The organism is Rhodanobacter sp. LX-99, assembly GCF_018599185.1.
Lineage (GTDB): Bacteria > Pseudomonadota > Gammaproteobacteria > Xanthomonadales > Rhodanobacteraceae > Rhodanobacter.
The window spans coordinates 1245489-1263755 of the sequence record NZ_JAHFVL010000001.1 but is presented as its reverse complement, the minus strand read 5'-3'; the positions used below and the strand labels follow the sequence as shown (position 1 = coordinate 1263755).

Annotated in this window: 19 protein-coding genes; 10 read left to right on the top strand and 9 right to left on the bottom strand. The window is 68.1% G+C overall.

Annotated elements, in window-relative coordinates:
• Positions 1-92 precede the first annotated feature (92 nt).
• From KK131_RS06025 to rph, 8 genes are all read right to left on the bottom strand, one after another.
• Positions 93-1694 carry a cytochrome ubiquinol oxidase subunit I gene (locus tag KK131_RS06025; RefSeq protein ID WP_250887048.1) on the bottom strand — a complete coding sequence of 534 codons (1602 nt, stop codon included), beginning with the start codon at positions 1692-1694 and terminating at the stop codon, positions 93-95.
• The gene (cydP, locus tag KK131_RS06020; RefSeq protein WP_214555778.1) at positions 1691-1921 is read right to left on the bottom strand and encodes a cytochrome oxidase putative small subunit CydP; all 231 of its coding nucleotides are present in this window, start codon (positions 1919-1921) and stop codon (positions 1691-1693) included. Before cydP ends, KK131_RS06025 begins: the two co-directional genes overlap by 4 nt.
• Positions 1922-2105: 184 nt before the next feature.
• Complete coding sequence (gene pepQ, locus KK131_RS06015) at positions 2106-3422, bottom strand: Xaa-Pro dipeptidase (protein WP_214555777.1); 1317 nt, start codon at positions 3420-3422, stop codon at positions 2106-2108.
• Positions 3423-3596: 174 nt separating this feature from the next.
• Positions 3597-3947 carry a PilZ domain-containing protein gene (locus KK131_RS06010; RefSeq protein WP_214555776.1) on the bottom strand — a complete coding sequence of 117 codons (351 nt, stop codon included), beginning with the start codon at positions 3945-3947 and terminating at the stop codon, positions 3597-3599.
• Complete coding sequence (locus KK131_RS06005) at positions 3944-6229, bottom strand: DUF1631 family protein (protein ID WP_214555775.1); 2286 nt, start codon at positions 6227-6229, stop codon at positions 3944-3946. The genes KK131_RS06010 and KK131_RS06005 overlap by 4 nt, the downstream gene beginning before the upstream one ends.
• A 90-nt stretch (positions 6230-6319) precedes the next feature.
• Entirely contained in the window at positions 6320-7486 is a 1167-nt protein-coding gene (hemW, locus tag KK131_RS06000; protein WP_214555774.1) for a radical SAM family heme chaperone HemW, read from the bottom strand.
• Positions 7483-8085, bottom strand: coding sequence for an RdgB/HAM1 family non-canonical purine NTP pyrophosphatase (rdgB, locus tag KK131_RS05995; protein ID WP_214556660.1), 603 nt, complete (start codon positions 8083-8085; stop codon positions 7483-7485). The genes hemW and rdgB overlap by 4 nt, the downstream gene beginning before the upstream one ends.
• A 39-nt stretch (positions 8086-8124) precedes the next feature.
• Positions 8125-8853, bottom strand: a complete 729-nt coding sequence (gene rph, locus KK131_RS05990; protein ID WP_214555773.1) for a ribonuclease PH — start codon at positions 8851-8853, stop codon at positions 8125-8127.
• 91 nt (positions 8854-8944) lie between these two features.
• Between rph and KK131_RS05985 the strand changes: the two genes are divergently transcribed.
• The 7 genes from KK131_RS05985 (at position 8945) to KK131_RS05955 (ending at position 14035) form a co-directional block, all read left to right on the top strand.
• The gene (locus KK131_RS05985) at positions 8945-9808 is read left to right on the top strand and encodes a YicC/YloC family endoribonuclease (RefSeq protein WP_214555772.1); all 864 of its coding nucleotides are present in this window, start codon (positions 8945-8947) and stop codon (positions 9806-9808) included.
• Positions 9805-10440 (top strand): guanylate kinase, encoded by a 636-nt coding sequence (gene gmk / locus KK131_RS05980; RefSeq protein WP_214555771.1) that lies wholly within the window; start codon positions 9805-9807, stop codon positions 10438-10440. Before KK131_RS05985 ends, gmk begins: the two co-directional genes overlap by 4 nt.
• Positions 10441-10509: 69 nt before the next feature.
• Positions 10510-11346 carry an ATP-binding cassette domain-containing protein gene (locus tag KK131_RS05975; RefSeq protein ID WP_214555770.1) on the top strand — a complete coding sequence of 279 codons (837 nt, stop codon included), beginning with the start codon at positions 10510-10512 and terminating at the stop codon, positions 11344-11346.
• Positions 11343-12119 carry a lipid asymmetry maintenance ABC transporter permease subunit MlaE gene (mlaE, locus tag KK131_RS05970; protein ID WP_214555769.1) on the top strand — a complete coding sequence of 259 codons (777 nt, stop codon included), beginning with the start codon at positions 11343-11345 and terminating at the stop codon, positions 12117-12119. Before KK131_RS05975 ends, mlaE begins: the two co-directional genes overlap by 4 nt.
• A gap of 34 nt (positions 12120-12153) precedes the next feature.
• Entirely contained in the window at positions 12154-13005 is an 852-nt protein-coding gene (gene mlaD, locus KK131_RS05965; RefSeq protein ID WP_214555768.1) for an outer membrane lipid asymmetry maintenance protein MlaD, read from the top strand.
• 50 nt (positions 13006-13055) lie between these two features.
• Positions 13056-13730 (top strand): ABC transporter substrate-binding protein, encoded by a 675-nt coding sequence (locus tag KK131_RS05960; protein ID WP_214555767.1) that lies wholly within the window; start codon positions 13056-13058, stop codon positions 13728-13730.
• Positions 13727-14035, top strand: coding sequence for an STAS domain-containing protein (locus KK131_RS05955; RefSeq protein ID WP_214555766.1), 309 nt, complete (start codon positions 13727-13729; stop codon positions 14033-14035). The genes KK131_RS05960 and KK131_RS05955 overlap by 4 nt, the downstream gene beginning before the upstream one ends.
• Before the next feature lie 76 nt (positions 14036-14111).
• Here the strand turns inward: KK131_RS05955 and KK131_RS05950 are convergent, their stop codons facing one another.
• The gene (locus tag KK131_RS05950; RefSeq protein WP_214555765.1) at positions 14112-14942 is read right to left on the bottom strand and encodes a VacJ family lipoprotein; all 831 of its coding nucleotides are present in this window, start codon (positions 14940-14942) and stop codon (positions 14112-14114) included.
• A 198-nt stretch (positions 14943-15140) separates the two neighbouring features.
• Between KK131_RS05950 and rpoZ the strand changes: the two genes are divergently transcribed.
• From rpoZ to KK131_RS05935, 3 genes are all read left to right on the top strand, one after another.
• Positions 15141-15431, top strand: a complete 291-nt coding sequence (gene rpoZ / locus KK131_RS05945) for a DNA-directed RNA polymerase subunit omega (RefSeq protein WP_007509529.1) — start codon at positions 15141-15143, stop codon at positions 15429-15431.
• A gap of 126 nt (positions 15432-15557) precedes the next feature.
• On the top strand, positions 15558-17723 hold the full coding sequence (locus KK131_RS05940; protein WP_214555764.1) for a bifunctional (p)ppGpp synthetase/guanosine-3',5'-bis(diphosphate) 3'-pyrophosphohydrolase: 2166 nt from the start codon (positions 15558-15560) through the stop codon (positions 17721-17723).
• Between the two features lie 103 nt (positions 17724-17826).
• On the top strand, positions 17827-18210 hold the full coding sequence (locus KK131_RS05935; protein ID WP_214555763.1) for a RidA family protein: 384 nt from the start codon (positions 17827-17829) through the stop codon (positions 18208-18210).
• Positions 18211-18267: the final 57 nt, after the last annotated feature.

Below are 18267 nucleotides of genomic sequence, written 5' to 3'. Positions count from 1 at the left end.
TCCCCTCTCCCATTGGGAGAGGGGTTGGGGGTGAGGGTTCGGGCTGGCGGAAAAACACAGCGAAAGAGCAATCCGGATGGTTGGGCAAGTATTCATGGGTTCGCTCCGACCGAACCCTCACCCCAACCCTCTCCCAATGGGGGAGGGGGATTGCTTTGCGGCCAGATGCCCAGCCCGTCCGGTCCCTTGCGCACGAACTTCAGCATCAGAAACACGTCGACGATCGCCAGCGCGGTGTAGAAAAACACGAAGCCGCCGAGCGACGTCAGCACCTGGCCGGCGCTCACCGACGACACGCCCAGAGCCGTCGGCAGCACGCCCTCGATCGCCCATGGCTGTCGGCCGTATTCGGCCACGATCCAGCCCAGCTCGATCGCGATCCACGGCAGCGGCAGGCTCCACAGCGCCAGGCGCAGATACCAGCGTTGGCTGTCCAGCGTGCGCGTGCTGGCCTTCCAGAACGAGAACGCGAACAGGGCGATGAAATAGAAGCCGCAGCCGACCATGATGCGGAATGCCCAGAACAGCACCGGCACGTTCGGGATCGTGCTGTCGGCGGCCTTCTGGATGTCCGCCGGCGTGGCCTGGCGCGGGTCGTCGACATATTTCTTCAGCAGCAGCGCATAACCCAGATCCTTGTCGTGCGCGGCCAGCGTGGCCTTCGCCTGCGCGTTGTCCTTGTCCTGGCGCAGCATCAGCATCGCGTCATAGGCCTGGATGCCGTTGCCGATGCGGCCCTTGGCGGCATCCACCAGTTCCGCGATGCCGGGCATCGTTTCGTCGAGCGAACGGGTGCCGATCAGGCCCATCACCCAGGGAATCTTCACCGCGAAATGGGTGGTGCGCTGGGCCACGTCGGGAACGCCGAACAGGGTGAACGAAGCCGGCGCCGGCTCGGTGTGCCACATCGCCTCGATCGCCGCCATCTTCATCTTCTGGTTGAGCGACACGGTGTAGCCGGACGCGTCACCGAGCACCACCACCGACAACGCCGCCGCCAGCCCGAAGCTCGCCGCCACCGTCATCGAGCGCTTGGCGAAATCCACGTTGCGCCCGCGCAGCAGGTACCACGCGCTGATCGACAGCACGAACATCGCGCCCAGCACGTAGCCGGCGCTCACCGTGTGCACGAATTTCTCCTGCGCCACCGGATTGAAGAACACCTCGGAGAACGAGGTCACTTCCATGCGCATCGTCGCCGGATTGAATTCGGAACCGACCGGATGCTGCATCCACGCATTCGCGATCAGGATCCACAGCGCCGACAGGCTGGTGGCCAGCGCGAGGAACCACGTCACCAGCAGGTGCTTGATGCGCGAGATGCGCTCCCAGCCCATGAAGAACACGCCGATCAGGGTGGCTTCCAGGAAGAACGCCATCAGCCCCTCGATCGCCAGCGGCGCGCCGAAGATGTCGCCGACGTAGTGCGAGTAGTACGCCCAGTTCATGCCGAACTGGAACTCCATCGTCACCCCGGTGGCCACGCCCATCGCGAAGTTGATGCCGAAAAGCACGCCCCAGAACTGCACCATGCGCTTCCATACCTCGCGCCCGGTCATCACGTAGACGCTCTCCATGATCGCCAGCATCCACACCAGCCCCAGCGTCAGCGGCACGAACAAGAAGTGGTACAGCGCGGTCAGCGCGAACTGCAGGCGTGACAGCGTGACGACATCGGCGTCGATCAGGATCATGGCTGGGCTTCCGGCGGCGCGTGCGAGGCGGGGGCCAGCCGCTGTGCGATCGCAGCCGGGCTGACGTCGGGTTTCGGCTGCGGCGCGAACACCACCCACCAGATCAAGGTGAGCGCCGCGATCTTCAGCGCGACGATGCCGAACAGTTCAAGCGTCAGCCGCCGCAGCGGCCGTCGCGGTGCGCTGAAGCTTTCGGGCGGAGCGTTGGAGACCGCGGAACGGGACATGCGACGAATCCTTGCATTGCCTGCCCGTCAGCATACGCCGCGCGGATGTGGGCGCGGTGTGGACGAATGTCGCAGCGGCGTCTCGCTGGCTCCGCTCAACCTTGATGGCTGAAGAGCGGGACGTTCGATCGTTTGCGCGGGGCATTTTCTCTTGAAGCAACCAAGAGCGAAAAACCCTCTCAGCTCAGCTCAGCGCGAACGCGTCGCGGGTGAGGTTTTCCGGGGCTCCGTCGGTGCACACCACGTCATCCTCGATGCGGATGCCGCCGTACTGGCGGAACGCGTCGACCTTCGCCCAGTCGATGTCGCCGGCGAACGGCTTGTCGCGCAGTTCGGCCAGCAGCATGTCGATGAAGTACAGGCCCGGCTCGATCGTCACCACCATGCCCGGTTCGAGCACGCGGGTCATGCGTAGATACGGATGGCCGTCCGGACGCGCGATCGTGCCGCCGCGGTCGCTCTGCTGGAAGCCGGCGACGTCGTGCACCTGCAGGCCGATCGGGTGGCCGAGGCCGTGCGGGAAGAACGCGCTGCTGACGCCGGACTCGACCGCGCTCTCCGCGCTCATGCGGACGAAGCCGTGCTCGCGCAGCACGCCGGCCAGCACGTGGTGGGCGTGGATGTGCAGCTCGGGGTAGCTCTGCCCGGCGCGCACCTTCGCTACGAAACCCTGCTGGGCGGCGTCGACGCTGTCGATCAGCGCCTGGAATTCGGCGGCCTGCGGCGCGGCATAGGTGCGTGTGATGTCGCTGGCGTAGCCGGCGGCGCTGGCGCCGGCGTCGATCAGGAACGAACGGCTGTGCGCGGGCGGCGTGCGGTCGAAATTCGTGTAGTGCAGCACAGCGCCGTGTTCGTTCAGGCCGACGATGCTGGCGTAGGGCAATTCGGCATCGATCTGGCGCGCGGCGGCGAGATAGGCCAGGTGGATGCCGAACTCGCTCTCGCCGGCGCGGAACGCGGCCTCGGCGGCGCGGTGCGCGCGCGTGCCGAGGCGGCTGGCCTCGCGCATCAGCGCCAGTTCGTACGGGGTCTTGTACGAGCGGTGCCAGTGCAGGTAGTCGAGCACCGGCGGCGGGTTGTTGGCCTCCACGCCGTCGATGCCGGGGCAGGCCGGTGCGATCACCGCGCGCTTGCCGGCCGGCAGCTGCGCGATGGCTTCCGCCGCGCTGCGCACGATGACGATGTCGAAGTGCTCGACCCAGTAGCCGTGCGGCGCTTCCGGCACCACGTGCCAGTAGTCGTGCGGCTGCACGAACACCAGCTTCGGCTTCGTCCCCGGGGTGTAGGCGATCCAGCTGCCGGGCGCGTCGGTCAGCGGCAGCCAGTGCTTGAAGTGCGGGCTGACCACGAACGGGTAGTCCTGGTCGTCGAGGAACTTGCGCAGCGGCGTGCCCGCGGCGATCAGCAGGTGGTCGAAACCGCCCAGCGCCATAGCCTTGTCGGCGCGTTCGCGCACGGTGGCCAGGTGGTGCGGGTACAGCGAGGCGAGTTGATCGTGCATGGTGATTCCTCGACGGCGGGCTGCCCTGCTGCCGGATCGTCTGCGTGTGCCGTGGCCGCCGCTGGCGGCCTCCGCGCAGGGCCGGTACAGCCCGTGGTGAACTGGGGAAGGGAAAGCAGACGCCCATGATGACGCGCGTGCGCTGCGATCGCCAGTGAAGCGCCTGGCGCGGCGTCAGTCCTGCGCCAGCCAGCTCTCGAGCCGGGCGACGTCGGCGTCGGTGATCGCCACGATGCGATAGCCGGCCCAGATCTGGCCCGAACTGGCGGCGGCCTCGTGCCACTGTTCCTGGATGCCGACTTCGATCGGCTGCGACTGGGCCAGCATCCGGCCCGAGCCGGGCAGGGTCATGCTGACCTGGTACAGCGCTTCGCTGCGCGGCGCCTGCGCGCTGATCAGCAGCATGCCGGTGCTGGACAGGTTGCCCAGGTGGCCGATCGGCAGGCCGCTGATCACGTCGGTGACGATGGCGTTGACGGGGGCGCGTTTGCGTTCGGCGCGGCGCTGGTTGTTGCTGGTACTCATCGACGCGCGGCCTCCGGCGGGGTGGAACGGCGTGGCTCGGCTGCCTGGCGCAGGCTGCCGGTGAGGCCGCGCCAGGCGCGGTCGAGCAGGCTCTCCGGCTGCGCCGGCACCTCGCACACGCGGCCGCTGGCCACTTCATGGGCGAGTTGCGCCAGGGTCATTTCCTCGCCGCGCTGGCCGCGCCGGCTGACCAGCAGGCAGCGCCCGGACATCGGCGAGTACCAGGCCAGCTTGCGCCGGGCGATCTGCCCGGTGGCCGGGTCGATGAACTCGAACCAGCTGCCGAACGGCAACTCGCGCAGGTGCTGCTCGATGCGCTGCTGGCGCGGGTCGATCGTCGCAGCCGCTGGCGCAACGGCCGATCCGGGACCGCTGGCGGGCTCATGGGCGGCTTGCTGTTCGCCCAGCCGCTGGTGCTGCTTCAGGCGCAGCGCGAGATCGGTGGCGCTGGGCAGCTCCACGGCGGGGTCGGGCTTGCCGGCACCGAGCAGGCGCTGCGCCACCTGCACCGCTTCTTCGGCATGCATGCCGATCTGCTGCAGGCCGGACTCCACTTCCACCTGCAGTTGCAGGCGGTCGTCCACCGGCAGGCGGCCGAGCAGCTGGTCGGTGATCGCCAGCTGCGCGCGGAACGGTTCGCTGTCCTCGCCGTGCCGCAGCAGGGTCAGCGCCAGCACGTCGGACCAGGCGCGGTCGAGCAGGGCGCGCAGCAGGCCGCGCGGCGGCGACTGCGCGAAGCGTTCGGCCATCAGCTCGCCGGCGCGATGGCGCGCCTGGTCCAGCCGCTCGCGTCCCTGTGCCGCTTCCACGTGGCGCCGCTCGGCCGCCTGCGCCTTGCGCGTGAGCAAGGCCAGGTGATGCTCGATGTCGGCCAGCAGCGTGGTGTAAAGGCCGGCGCTGGGCGGTTCCTGGCTGGCGCGGTTGACCAGCTGTTCGAGCTTGGTCGCGAGCGGCCGGTTGCTCTCGTCGTCGCTGCCGTCGAGCCAGTCGTTCGCCGCGGCGGTCACCGTGTCCAGCAACCGGCGCGCCGGGTGTTCGCGCTTCTCGAAGAAGCCATGGTCGGCCACCGCCATGCGCAGCACCGGCAACTGCAGGTCGCTGAGCAGATGGTGGGCGTTGCCGCCCTGCTGCAGTTGATGGCCGAGCTGCTCGAACAGCCGCGCGACCAGTTCCACCGTGTCGCCCTGCTCGTCGCTGAGCTGGGTGCGCGGCGCGTCGCCGGGCTTGCCGAAGTTGAGCTGGGCCAGCAGTTCCTCGCGCAGCCGTGCGGCACTGCGCAGTTCGCGGCCGGCCTGGTCGGTGACCTGAGCCAGGTGCTGCTGCAAGGCGCCCAGCGCGGACTGCAGTTCCTGTTCGGTGGCGGCGCGGCTGGCCGTCCGTCCGGTGCCGCCGCTCTGGCCGGCGCGTTGCCGCGCCAGCAGGTCGCGCAGGGATTCCAGCACCTCGATCGGATCGCCGCCGGAGGCGCCGGTTTGCGCCGTGCCGGCGTGGCCGGCGGGCGGTGCCGGCTCGCTGGCCGCCTCGGGATTGCCGGCGACGGGACGCGAGCGTTTGCCGATGTGCCGCGGGATCGGAATGCTGCGCAGCTGCGGCAGGATGCCGTCGCCCTGCAGGTGGGCGTTGATGGTGTCGTACAACGGCGCCAGCGCCTGGATCACCCACTGGTCGAAGTGCTGCAGCAACAGCAGCTGATGCTTCAGCGGCAGCTCCAGTTCGACGCCGGCTTCATGGCATGCCTGCGCCAAGGCGTGCGGGCCCAGCGGCAACGCCTGGCCTTCCAGCGGCGGTGCGCCGATCAGCACCGCGAGCCGATGGCCCAGTTCGTACAGCACGCTGCTGTGGCGCACTTCGCCGCGGGCACCCAGCTGCTCCAGCATCATCGAGACTTCCTGCTCGCCGGGATCGACCAGTTCCAGCGTTTGCCATGGCTTTACGCCGGCGGAGGCCGCGGCTGGCGCGGTCCTGGCACGGTCGATCTCGCCGAGCGCATTGCCGAGGCGTTCCATGAAACGCTGCGCGAAGGTGGTGCGTCCCTGCAGCACGCGTTGCCGGCTGGCGAAGCAATCCTGTTGTTCGCCGGCATGGTGCGCACGTTCGGCCAGCGCAAAAAGCTGCTTCTCGAATTCACTCAGGCAACGGCGCAGGGGTTCCTGCAATCCTTCCACGCACAGCGTGTAGCTGGCCTCCAGCAGGCGTTGCGCGCGCGCAGGCCAGCGCGCGCCGCCGAGGCGGCCGCCCTCATGCGACGCAGACGAGTGACGTCGATCGTGTCCGACATCCATGCATGAACCTGTGAATTCCCCCGGAGCGGCAAGTCTATGCCGGTTGCGGCGGCTATGCCATCCGGGCGCCGGGCGCCTGGAGGGCCGTTTTCAGTCGAGGAAAATACCGATCACGTCGTTCAGGAATCGCTGGCCCAGCGCGGTGGTGTGCAGCCGCTGCGGGTCGTCGTGCAACCAGCCGCGCCGGCGCGCCGTGGCCAGTGCGGCGGCAATGCGTTCCGGCGGCAGGCCGGTGCGTTCGGCGAATGCGGCCACCGGCACGCCGTCGACCAGGCGCAGTGCGTTGAGCATGTACTCGAACGGCAACTCGGCGGCGCCGACCACGTTGTCGCCGCCGATCCGCGCGGGGCCGCCGTCGGCTTCGAGGTAGGCGCGCGGGTGGCGGGTCTTCCAGCGCCGGCGCACCTGGCCGCTGGCCGCGTCGCTGAGCTTGCCGTGCGCGCCGGCGCCGATGCCGAGGTAGTCGCCGAACTGCCAGTAGTTGAGGTTGTGCACGCAGCGCCGCCCGGGCTGTGCGTACGCGGAGATTTCGTACTGGCCGTAGCCGGCGGCGGCGAGACGCGCCTCGCAGGCTTCCTGCATCGCCCAGGCATGGTCGTCGTCCGGCAGCGGCGGCGGGTTGGCGGCGAACGCGGTGTTCGGCTCCAGCGTGAGCTGGTAGTGCGAGATGTGCGTGGGGGCCAACGTGACCGCACGTTCCGCGTCGGCCAGCGCGCCGTCCAACGTTTGCTGCGGCAAGGCGTACATCAGGTCGAGGTTGATGTTGGCGTAGCCGGCATCCTGCGCCGACTTCACCGCGGCCTCCGCCTCGCTGGCCGAGTGGATGCGGCCGAGCCGTTTCAGCTTGTCGTCGTCGAAACTTTGCACGCCGAAGGAAATGCGATTGACGCCAGCCGCCAGATAGCCGTCGAAGCGGCCGTGCTCGACCGTGCCGGGGTTGGTTTCGAGGGTGATCTCCGCGTTGGCTTCCAGCGGCAGCCGTTCGCGCACGCCGTCGAGCAGGCGCGCGATCAGTTCCGGCGCGAACAGGCTGGGCGTGCCGCCGCCGAAAAAGATGCTGATGATCGGGCGCCCTTCGAGTGCTGCGGCGAAATCGGCGCGGTCGGCGTCCAGGTCGGCCAACAGGTGGCCGATGTAGTCGGCGTAGGGCGGCGGCTCGCTGCGCAGGCCGTGCGAGTTGAAGTCGCAGTACGGGCACTTCTTCACGCACCACGGCATGTGGATATACAGCGACAGCGGTGGCGCGGTGAGGCTCATGCGTGGCGCAGTTCGCTCAACCGTTCGTGCAGCAGGGCCAGCGCCTGGCCGCGGTGGCTGAGGCGGTTCTTCAGCGCCGGTTCGAGTTCGGCGGCACTGAGCGCCTGGCCGTGCGGCAGGAACAGTGGGTCGTAGCCGAAGCCCTTCGCGCCGCGCGGCGCGTCGAGCACGCGGCCATGCCAGCGGCCTTCGGCGATCAGCGGGGCCGGGTCGTCGGCGTCCTGCAGCAACGCCAGCGCGCAGATGAAGAATGCATCGCGCTGCGCCGCCGGCACGCCGTCCAGCGTGCGCAGCAACTTCGCGTTGTTCGCCGCGCTGTCGCCGTGACCGCCGGCGTAGCGCGCCGAATACAGGCCGGGGGCGCCGCGCAGGTGCGCCACGCACAGCCCGGAGTCGTCGGCCAGCGCGGGCAGGCCGCTGGCGCGGGCGGCGTGGCGCGCCTTGAGCAGCGCGTTCTCAACGAAGCTGAGGCCGGTTTCCTCGGCGTCCGCGATGCCCAGACTCGATTGCGCAACCACCTCGAATCCGCTGTCGGCGAGCAATGCGTTGAACTCCGCGAGCTTGCCGCGGTTGCTGCTGGCCAGTACCACCCGTTGCATCATCTGCCGATTCCCGATTCCCGATTCCCGATTCCCGGCTTACAGCGCCAGCGCCGCGCGCTGCGCCGCGACCAGCTCGCCGATGCCCTTCTCGGCCAGCACCAGCAGCGCATCCATCTCTTCGCGGCGGAACGCGTGGCCTTCGGCGGTGCCCTGTACCTCGATAAAGCCGCCGCCGTCGTTCATCACCACGTTCATGTCGGTGTCGCAGCCGGAGTCCTCGACGTAATCCAGATCGAGCACCGGCACGCCCTGGTAGATGCCGACCGACACCGCGGCGACCGCGCCGACGATCGGGTTGCGCTTGAGGTTTTCGCGTTTCATCAGCAGGTTCACCGCATCGACCAGGGCCACGTAGGCGCCGGTGATCGCCGCGGTGCGGGTGCCGCCGTCGGCCTGCAGCACGTCGCAGTCCAGCGTGATCACGCGCTCGCCGAGTGCCTGGCGGTTGATGCAGGCGCGCAGGCTGCGGCCGATCAGCCGCTGGATTTCCATGGTGCGGCCGCCCTGGCCGCCGCGCGCCGCTTCGCGCTGCATGCGGGTGTTGGTGGCGCGCGGCAGCATGCCGTATTCGGCGGTGATCCAGCCCTCGCCCTTGCCGCGCAGCCAGGCCGGGGCGCGATCCTCGATGCTGGCGGTGCACAGCACGCGGGTGTCGCCGAAGCTCACCAGCACCGAACCTTCGGCGTGGCGGGTGTAGTGGCGCTCGATGCTGACGGTGCGCAGCTGGTCGCTGGCGCGGCCACTGGGGCGGCGGACGTTGTTCATGCGGGGGAATTCATGGGGAGTGGCCGGATTGGGCAAGGTTGGACCGGAGAGTTTACCATTGCGTCCTTTCCCTTATGTCCGGAAGGCGCCGATGATCCGCAGCATGACGGCCTACGCCAGTGCCGAAGCCACCGGCCCCGCCGGCACGCTCAGTTGCGAGCTGCGCACGGTCAACCACCGCTACCTGGAGCTGAGCCCGCGCCTGCCGGACGAGTTGCGCGGTTTCGAATCGCAGTTGCGCGAACGCGTGGCGGCGAAGCTGTCGCGCGGAAAACTCGACCTGACCGTGCGTTTGCGCGGCGGCGAGGCGCGTGGCGACTCGCTGCAGGTCAACGGCGCGCTGCTGTCGCGCCTGTCGGAACTGAACCTGGACATGGCCGCGCTGTTTCCCGGCCTGCAGGTACAGCTCACCGAACTGTTGCGATTCCCCGGCGTGATGCAGCAGGCCGAGGTCGATCCGGAAAGGCAGCAGGCCGCGCTGTTCGAGGTGCTCGACCGCGCGCTGGATGCGCTCACCGCCACGCGCGAACGCGAGGGCGAGAAGCTGGGCGAGATCCTGCGCGACAAGCTCGACGCGATCGAACGCGTGGTCGCCGACGTGCGCGGCTGGATGCCGGAGATCCGCGCCGCGCTGCGCACCCGGCTGGAAACGCGGCTGGCCGATCTGAAGCAGCCGGTCGAGCCGGGCCGGCTGGAACAGGAACTGGTGCTGCAGATCACCCGCACCGACGTCGACGAGGAACTCGACCGGCTCAGCACGCACGTCGGCGAGACGCGCCGCGTGCTGAGCCTGGCCGAGCCGGTCGGGCGCCGGCTGGATTTCCTGATGCAGGAGTTCAACCGCGAGGCGAACACGCTCGGCTCCAAGTCGGTCGACGCGCGCAGCACCAATGCCGCGGTCGAGCTGAAGGTGCTGATCGAGCAGATGCGCGAGCAGGTGCAGAACATCGAATGAACGCTTCGATCGAAGGCACGCTGTTCGTGGTCGCCGCGCCCTCCGGCGCCGGCAAGTCCACCCTGGTCAACGCGCTGCTCGAGCGCGAGGGCGCGATCTCGCTGTCGGTGTCGCACACCACGCGGCCGCCGCGGCCGGGCGAGACGTACGGGCGGCATTACTACTTCGTCGAGCGCGCCGAGTTCGAGCGCGAGATCGCCGAAGGCATCTTCCTGGAGCACGCCGAGGTGCACGGCAACCTGTACGGCACCTCGCGCACCACCGTGCAGGAACTGCTGGCGCAGGGTCGCGACGTACTGCTGGAGATCGACTGGCAGGGCGCCCAGCAGATCCGCCGCAGCAAACCCGACTGCGTCAGCGTGTTCATCCTGCCGCCGTCGCGGGCGGAACTCGAACGGCGCCTGCGCGGTCGCGGTTCGGACAGCGCCGAGGTGATCGAGCGCCGGCTGCGCAATTCGCGCGGCGAGATCGCCCACGCGCACGAGTTCGACTACATCCTGGTCAACGACGTGTTCGACGAGGCGTTGGCCGGGCTGCAGGCGATCGTGCGGGCGGTGCGCCTGCGCAGCGCGCTGCAGTGGCAACGGCACGAGGCGCTGATCAACGAGCTGCTGGCTGCCGGCGGAGCCTGAGTGCTCGTCACATGGCCTTCGAACAGCGCTTCCGCTACCTTGTCCGCTTCCCCATCGCTGCCGCCGCCCATGACCGAGCCCGTTCGCACCATGCCTGACGACCCCGCCCTGGTGCGGATCCGTGGCCTGACCACGGTGCTCAACGGCAAGACCATCTTCGATGCGCTGGATCTGGACATCCCGCGCGGCAAGGTCACCGCGATCATGGGTCCCAGCGGCACCGGCAAGACCACCTTGCTCAAGCACATCACCGGACAGATGCGCGCCGACGCCGGCGAGATCCGTGTCAATGGCGAGAACGTGGCGGAACTGTCGCGCGAGCAGTTGTACAAGCTGCGCGAAGGGATCGGCTACCTGTTCCAGAACTCGGCCCTGCTGACCGACTTCGACGTGTTCGAGAACGTGGCGTTTCCGCTGCGCCAGCACACGCAGCTGCCGGAAGTGCTGATCCGCGGCCTGGTGCTGCTGAAGCTGCAGGCGGTGGGCCTGCGCGGCGCCGCGCGGCTGACCCCGAACGAGCTGTCCGGCGGCATGGCGCGTCGCGTTGCGCTGGCGCGGGCGATCGTGTTCGACCCGATGCTGATCCTGTACGACGAGCCGTTCGTGGGGCTCGATCCGGTGGCGCTGAACCAGGTGCTGAAACTGATCCGCACGCTCAACCAGACCCTCGGCATCACCAGCGTGCTGGTGGCGCACGAGCTGGCCGCCGTGCAGCGGGTCGCCGACCACGTGTTCCTGATCGCGAACGGCAAGGTGGTGGCGCAGGGCGACCCGAAGACCATCGCGGACGACGGCTCGGCGTGGACGCGCCAGTTCTTCGGCGGCGAGGCGGACGGCCCGGTGCCGTTCCAGTATCCGGCCGGCGATCTGGCGCAGGCATTGGGCTTTGGCGGAGCGGCGAAATGAACGTGCGCGAGCCGCAACGCAACAACGTGGTGAGCCAGTCGCTGGCGCAGATCGGCGCCTGCGGCCTGTTCCTACTGACCCTGCTCGCGGCGATTCCGCGCAGCTTCCGCTACGTGCGCGAGACGATCCGCCAGCTGTGGTTCGTCGGTGCGATGAGCCTGACCATCATCATGGTCTGCGGCCTGTTCGTCGGCATGGTGCTGATGCTGCAGCTGTACCACGTGCTGTCGATCTTCGGCGGCACCTCGGCCAGCGGCATGGTGGTGGCGCTGTCGGTGTACCGCGAGCTGGGCCCGGTGGTGACCGCGCTGCTGTTCGCCGGGCGCGCCGGCACCTCGATCACCGCCGAGATCGGCCTGATGCGCGCCACCGACCAGATCGACGCGATGGAGATGATGGCGGTCGACCCGATCGCCTACGTCGCCACGCCGCGCTTCCTCGCCGGGCTGATCGCGATGCCGCTGCTGTGCTGCGTGTTCTGCGCGATGGCGATCTTCGGCGGCCACCTGGTCGGGGTGACCTGGCTGGGGGTAGACAACGGCACGTTCTGGTCGAACATGACCGCCCAGGTCGACGTGCATACCGACATCGTCAACGGCGTGCTGCTGAAGAGCCTGGCGTTCGGCGCGGTGGTGTCGCTGATCGCCGTGTTCCAGGGTTTCACCACGCCGCCGACCAGCGAAGGCGTGGCCTACGCCACCACCCGTACCGTGGTCGCCTCGTCGATCGCGATCCTGGCGCTGGACTTTGTCCTCACCGCCTTCCTGATGTGATTGCCATGACCCAACGTTTTCCGAGGATTCTGCCGTGAGCCAACCGAGAAGTTCGTATGCCGTCGGCACCGGCCTGTTCATCGTGCTGGGCTTCGCCGCGCTGGCCTACCTGGCCACCCAGACCAGTTCGGTGGCGAACGTGCACCAGGGCGACAGCTACACCGTCGACGCGCAGTTCACCAACATCGGCCAGCTGAAGGAGCGCGCGCCGGTGAAGATCGCCGGCGTGCGCGTCGGCCAGGTGCAGTCGATCACGCTCAAGCCGGGCCACGACGTGGCCGACGTGAGGCTGTCGATCGACAAGAGCTACGACCGGATCCCGCAGGACTCGGTGGCGACCATCTTCACCAGTGGCCTGCTCGGCGACCAGTACGTGGGCATCCAGTACGGCACCTCGAAGCAATTCGTGACGGCTGCCGGCACGCTGGCGCGAACCAAGTCGACCGAGCCTCTGGAGGAGATGCTCGGCAAGTTCTTCGGCGCCGGCGGGGTGGTCGACAACGTTGGCGGCAGTTATTCGGTCAAGGCAAGCTTCACCAACGTCGGCACGCTCTCGGCCGGCGCGCCGGTGAAGATGGCCGGCGTGGTGATCGGCAGCGTGCAGTCGGTGCACGCCGACCCGGTCAAGCTGAATGCCGAGGTCGTGCTGTCGATCGACAAGCGCTACGACGCGATTCCCGACGATTCGTCCGCCGCGGTGTTCACCAGCGGTTTGATCGGCAGCCAGTATGTTGCGATCCAGCCGGGCGGTTCGCCCGACTCGCTCAAGGACGGCGACGAGATGATCCTGACCCAGTCCGCGATGCAGCTGGAGGACCTGATCGGCAAGTTCCTGGTCAACGGTTCGCCCAGTGACAAGAAAGATGCCGGCAACGGCAACAAATAGCCCGCTATCCCCACCGGCTCGCCGAGCCGGTTCTGCTGAAGGAGTGACCCATGTTGCGCAGACTGGCTCTTGCCACCGCCATCGCGTTTGGCACCGTCATCGCCGTTCCGGCGTTCGCCCAGGCGGATGTTGCCGCACCGGCCGCCGCCCAGCAGGCCCCGGTGGAGGTCGTGCAGACCATTGCCGACCAGCTGGCCACGGCAATCGAGGGGCATCGCGACGAACTGAAGAAGAACCAGGAAAAGCTGATCAGCGTCATCGACGAGGTGTTCCTGCCGCACTTCGACATCGACTACGCCTCGATCCTGGTGCTTGGCCAGCATGCGCGCGAAGCCACCCCGGCGCAGCGCGAGCGCTTCGCGCGGGCGTTCTACAACTCGATCACGCATCGTTACGCCGAGGGCCTGCTCAACTACACCCGTGGCCGGGTCAAGGTGTTGCCGTTCAAGGGCGACCTCAACGACAAGCGCACCGTGGTGCGTACCCAGGTGGTGCTGGACGACGGCAAGCTGGTGTCGATCGACTATGCGTTCCGCAAGGGCCGCAGCGGCGACTGGAAGGCCTATGACGTGATCATCGAGGGCATCTCCTACGTCACCAACTACCGCAACCAGGTGGACGCGGAAATCCGCAAGGTCGGCATCGACCAGTTGATCACCAACCTCGAGACCCAGGGTTCCAAGGCGCTGGAGACGATGGCCAAGGACAACAAGGACAAGCCGTGACGGATACGGCCGGACACGGGTTCCAGCTGGACACCGGCACGCCCGGTACCCTGGGTGTGCGCGGCGAGCTGAGTTTCGACACCGCGGCGGCGGCGTTGCAGGCGATCCAGTCCGCCCTGGCCGGCGGTTCCGTGTCGCATCTTGATCTGGCCGGCGTGCGCCACAGCGACAGCGCCGGGCTCGCCTGCGTGCTGGCGGTTGCGGCCGAGGCTGCCCGGCGCGGACAGGCGTTGCAGGTCGTGCACATGCCGGCCGGCATGCAGGCGCTGGCGCAGGTCTGCGAGGTCGATCGCCTGATCGCCTGATCGCCTGATCGCCTGCGGAAGGCAGCAACGAAGAAGGGGCCTTGCGGCCCCTTCTTCGTGTCGGTCCGGTACCCGCCTATGGCTGCTGGGTCGTCTTGCCCGGATGCTTGCTTTCCCACTGGTGCTGCTGGTCCAGCAGTTCCTCGGGGTCGAAGTTCTGCTCGTCCAGCCCCTGCATCTGCTGAATGATCTCGACCGGCGGATTGCCGTCGTAGATCTTGTACAGGCGCTGTTGCCGATACGCGTCGCGGATGAACACGTAAGGATCGTAGGCGGACTGCAGGAAACCCTCCGCGTCGATCGCGCGCGAACGGATCGTCACCAGGTACATCGCCTGCGGCAGGTATTGCAGGCCGTTGTAATGGTGGTTGCCGGCGAACAGGGTCAGCGGATCGAAGAAGTAGCTGTCCACCGGCCGCTGCCAGATGTCGCGCGCGGTGCTCGGGCCCAGCAGCGGCAGCACCAGGTAGTCGCCTTCCGGCGCGCCCCAGCGCGCCAGGGTGATGCCGAAGTCGTTATCTTCCAGCGGCAGGCCGAGTTGGCTGGCCGGATCGAAGAAGCCGCCGATGCCCAGGGTCAGGTTCACCAGGAAGCGGCCGGTGCTTTGCAACGCCTGCTTCGGGCGCGCCTGCAGCAAGTCGTTGGCGACCGTGACCGGCATCCGGATATTGGTGAAGAAATCGCTGAACGAACGCCGTACGGGCGGGTTGGTCACCTTGCGGTAACCCAGCGCGACCGGCCGGATCACCGCCTGGTCCACCGCGTCGTTGAATTTGTACGCGCCGCGGTTGTACTTCTCCAGCGGGTCGTCGGTGCGTGGCTTGGCGATGGTGCAGCCGGCCAGCAGCGCGACCGCGAGCACGGGCAACCAACGGCTCAATAAGGGAAATCGAAGCGGTGAGGGCATCGGTGCGGGGGTTCGCGTCGGGAGGACAGTAAGTGTACTGTCTGGTTTTATATCGTGCACGGCTTTCAGCCTGCTTCCATGAGGTGCGTGCCGGCTCCGCGGCCAGCCCGCCATGATACGCGTCGCGCGCATTGCCAGCAAAGCACCCGCTGGCTACACTGTCAGATCATATAAGTCACTATTCCCTAAGGAATTCGCATGGCACGTATTACCGTGGAGGACTGCCTCGAGGTGGTCGACAACCGTTTCGAGCTGGTATTGATGGCGACCAAGCGTGCGCGCCAGCTGGAAAAGGGCGCCGAGCCGGCCGTCAACCCCGATCACGACAAGCCGACCGTGCTGGCGCTGCGCGAGATCGCCGCCCGCCGCATCGACCAGGCCACGATCGACCAGATCGACAAGGCCGAGCGCGAGCGCGCCGAGCGCGAAGCGCTGGAGTGGGCCGCGGCCGAGGTCGACGACGACCTGTCCAAGGGCGGCGACGACTGATGGACGGCGGTTGCTGTAGCACGCGCACCCGCCGCACCGGCGCGTCCGGTGCGACGGACTGCGCGCATCCGGCAACCGTTGGAAGTTTCTGCCACGAGGTAAGCGCCTGACCAGGCGCAGGCACCGATGACTGCGGCCACCCACTCCGCCACGGTCGACCTGTCCGCGCTGCCGCCGTATGCGCTGGCGCTGAAAGAGCGTATTGCCTACCTGCCCGACGCGCAGGTCGAGCGCGTGCTGCGCGCGTTCCAGATCGGCGCGCAGGCGCACGCCGGGCAGGAGCGCAAGAGCGGCGAGCCGTACATCACCCATCCGGTGGCGGTGGCCGGCATCCTTGCCGAACTGGGTCTGGATGCCGAGACGATCATCGCGGCGATCCTGCACGACACCCTGGAAGACACCGAGCTCAGCCGCGAGACGCTGGCCGCCGAGTTCGGCGAAGTGGTGGCCGAGCTGGTGGACGGCGTCACCAAGCTGGACAAGATGCGCTTCGGCAGCCGCCAGGAGGCGGACGCGGAAAGTTTCCGCAAGATGCTGCTGGCGATGGCGCGCGACATCCGGGTGATCCTGATCAAGCTGTCCGACCGCTTGCACAACATGCGCACGCTGGGCGCCAAGGACGCGCCCTCGCGCCGCCGCATCGCGCGCGAGACGCTGGAGATCTACGCGCCGATCGCGCAGCGCCTGGGCATGAACAAGTTCAAGGCGGAGCTGCAGGACCTGGGCTTCCGCGCGCTGTACCCGGACCGCTACCGGGTGATCAGCGAGCGCATCCGCGCCGCGCTGGGCAACCGCCGCGAGGCGATGGGCAAGATCGAGGCGGCGCTGTCCGCGCGGCTGGCCGCCGACCACCTGCCGGCCCGCGTGGTCGGCCGGATCAAGTCGCCGTGGAGCATCTATTCGAAGATGCGCGGCGACCACAAGAGCTTCGCGCAGTTGATGGACGTCTACGGCTTCCGTGTGGTCGTCGACAGCGCGATGAGCTGCTACATGGCGCTCGGCGTGGTGCACGCGCTGTACAAGCCGGTCGATCGCCGCTTCAAGGATTTCATCGCCATCCCGAAGGCGAACGGCTACCAGTCGCTGCATACCGTGCTGCTGGGTCCGTTCGGTGCGCCGATCGAGGTGCAGATCCGCACCGCCGAGATGGATTCGGTGGCCGAGCGCGGCGTGGCCGCGCACTGGGCCTACAAGACCGATTCGGGCCCGGCCAACAGCGCGCAGGCACGGGCGCGCGAATGGCTGTCCTCGCTGGTCGACAGCTCGGCGAGCACGGTGTCGTCGTCGGAGTTCATCGAGAACGTCAAGATCGACCTGTTCCCCGACGAGGTCTACCTGTTCACCCCGCGCGGCGACATCCTGTCGCTGCCGCGCAACGCCACCGCGCTGGATTTCGCCTACGCCGTGCACACCGACGTGGGTGATCACGCGGTGGCCGCGCGAGTCGACAAGAAGCTGCTGCCGCTGCGCGCGAAGCTGGAGTCGGGGCAGCTGGTGGAGATCATCACCGCGCCGTCGGCGGTGCCGAACCCGGCCTGGCTGGAAGTGGTCGTCACCGGCAAGGCGCGCACCGCGATCCGGCAGTACCTGAAACACCTGCAGCATGAGGATGCGGTGGACTTCGGCCACCGCATGCTCGATCGCGCGCTGGACGCGCAGGGCAGCAGCCTGGACGGGATTCCGCCGGCGGTGCTGGACCGCTTCCTGGAAACCTCCAAGCTGAAGCGGCTGGAGGAACTGCTGTCCGACATCGCGCTGGGCAACCGCATGCCCGACGTGGTCGCCAGCCAGCTGCTGGCGTCGCGCGGCAAGAAGGCGGGCAAGCCGCACGCGTCGGCGCACGCGCACGAGAAGATCCGCATCACCGGCGCCGAGCGCGGCGTGCTCAGCTTCGCCAATTGCTGCCATCCGCTGCCGGGCGACGACATCATCGGCTACCTGTCCTCGGGCAAGGGCATCGTGGTGCACCGCGAGGAGTGCCCGAACGTGGTCGAGCTGCGCAAGTCGCCCGAGCGTTGCGTGGCGATCGAGTGGGACCGCGACGTGCAGGGCGACTACCGCGCCGAGCTGCGCATCGAGGTGATCAACCGCCCCGGCGTGCTGGCCACCGTGGCCGCCGCGATCGCCGCCGCCGACTCGAACATCGAGAACGTGGAATACGTCGAGCGCGATTCCGCCGCCGCGACCTTGCTGTTCGCGATGGAAGTGAAGAGCCGCAAGCACCTGGCCGACGTGATCCGCCGCGTGCGCCGCACCGGCGTGGTCAGCGGCGCCTATCGCTATCCTTTGTGATTCGGGATTGGGGATTCGTTCGGGGCCCCGACGTGCCGGAATGTGTGCACGGGAGCCGCGACACGGTAATCTTCCAGAATCACGAATCCCGACGAGGCCATCCATGTCCCGCAGCATCATCTCCACCGAGAAAGCCCCCGCCGCGATCGGCCCGTATTCGCAGGCCGTGCGTGCCGGCAATACCGTGTACTTCTCCGGCCAGATTCCGCTGGACCCGGGCACCGGCGCGCTGGTCGAGGGCGACATCACGGCGCAGACGCGGCGGGTGTTCGACAACCTCACCGCGGTGGCCGCGGCGGCCGGCGGCTCGCTGGCGCAGATCGTGCGCGTCGGCATCTACGTCACCGACCTGACGAACTTCGCCGCTGTCAATGCGGTGATGGCCGAATACTTCCAGCAGCCGTACCCGGCGCGCTCCACCATCGAAGTGTCCGGCCTGCCGAAGGCGGCGCAGGTCGAAGTCGACGCGGTGATGGTATTGGACTGAGCCCGGTCGGCGCCCCACGCCGACACTGGGTGTCGGCGTCCGGCTTACGACAAGAGA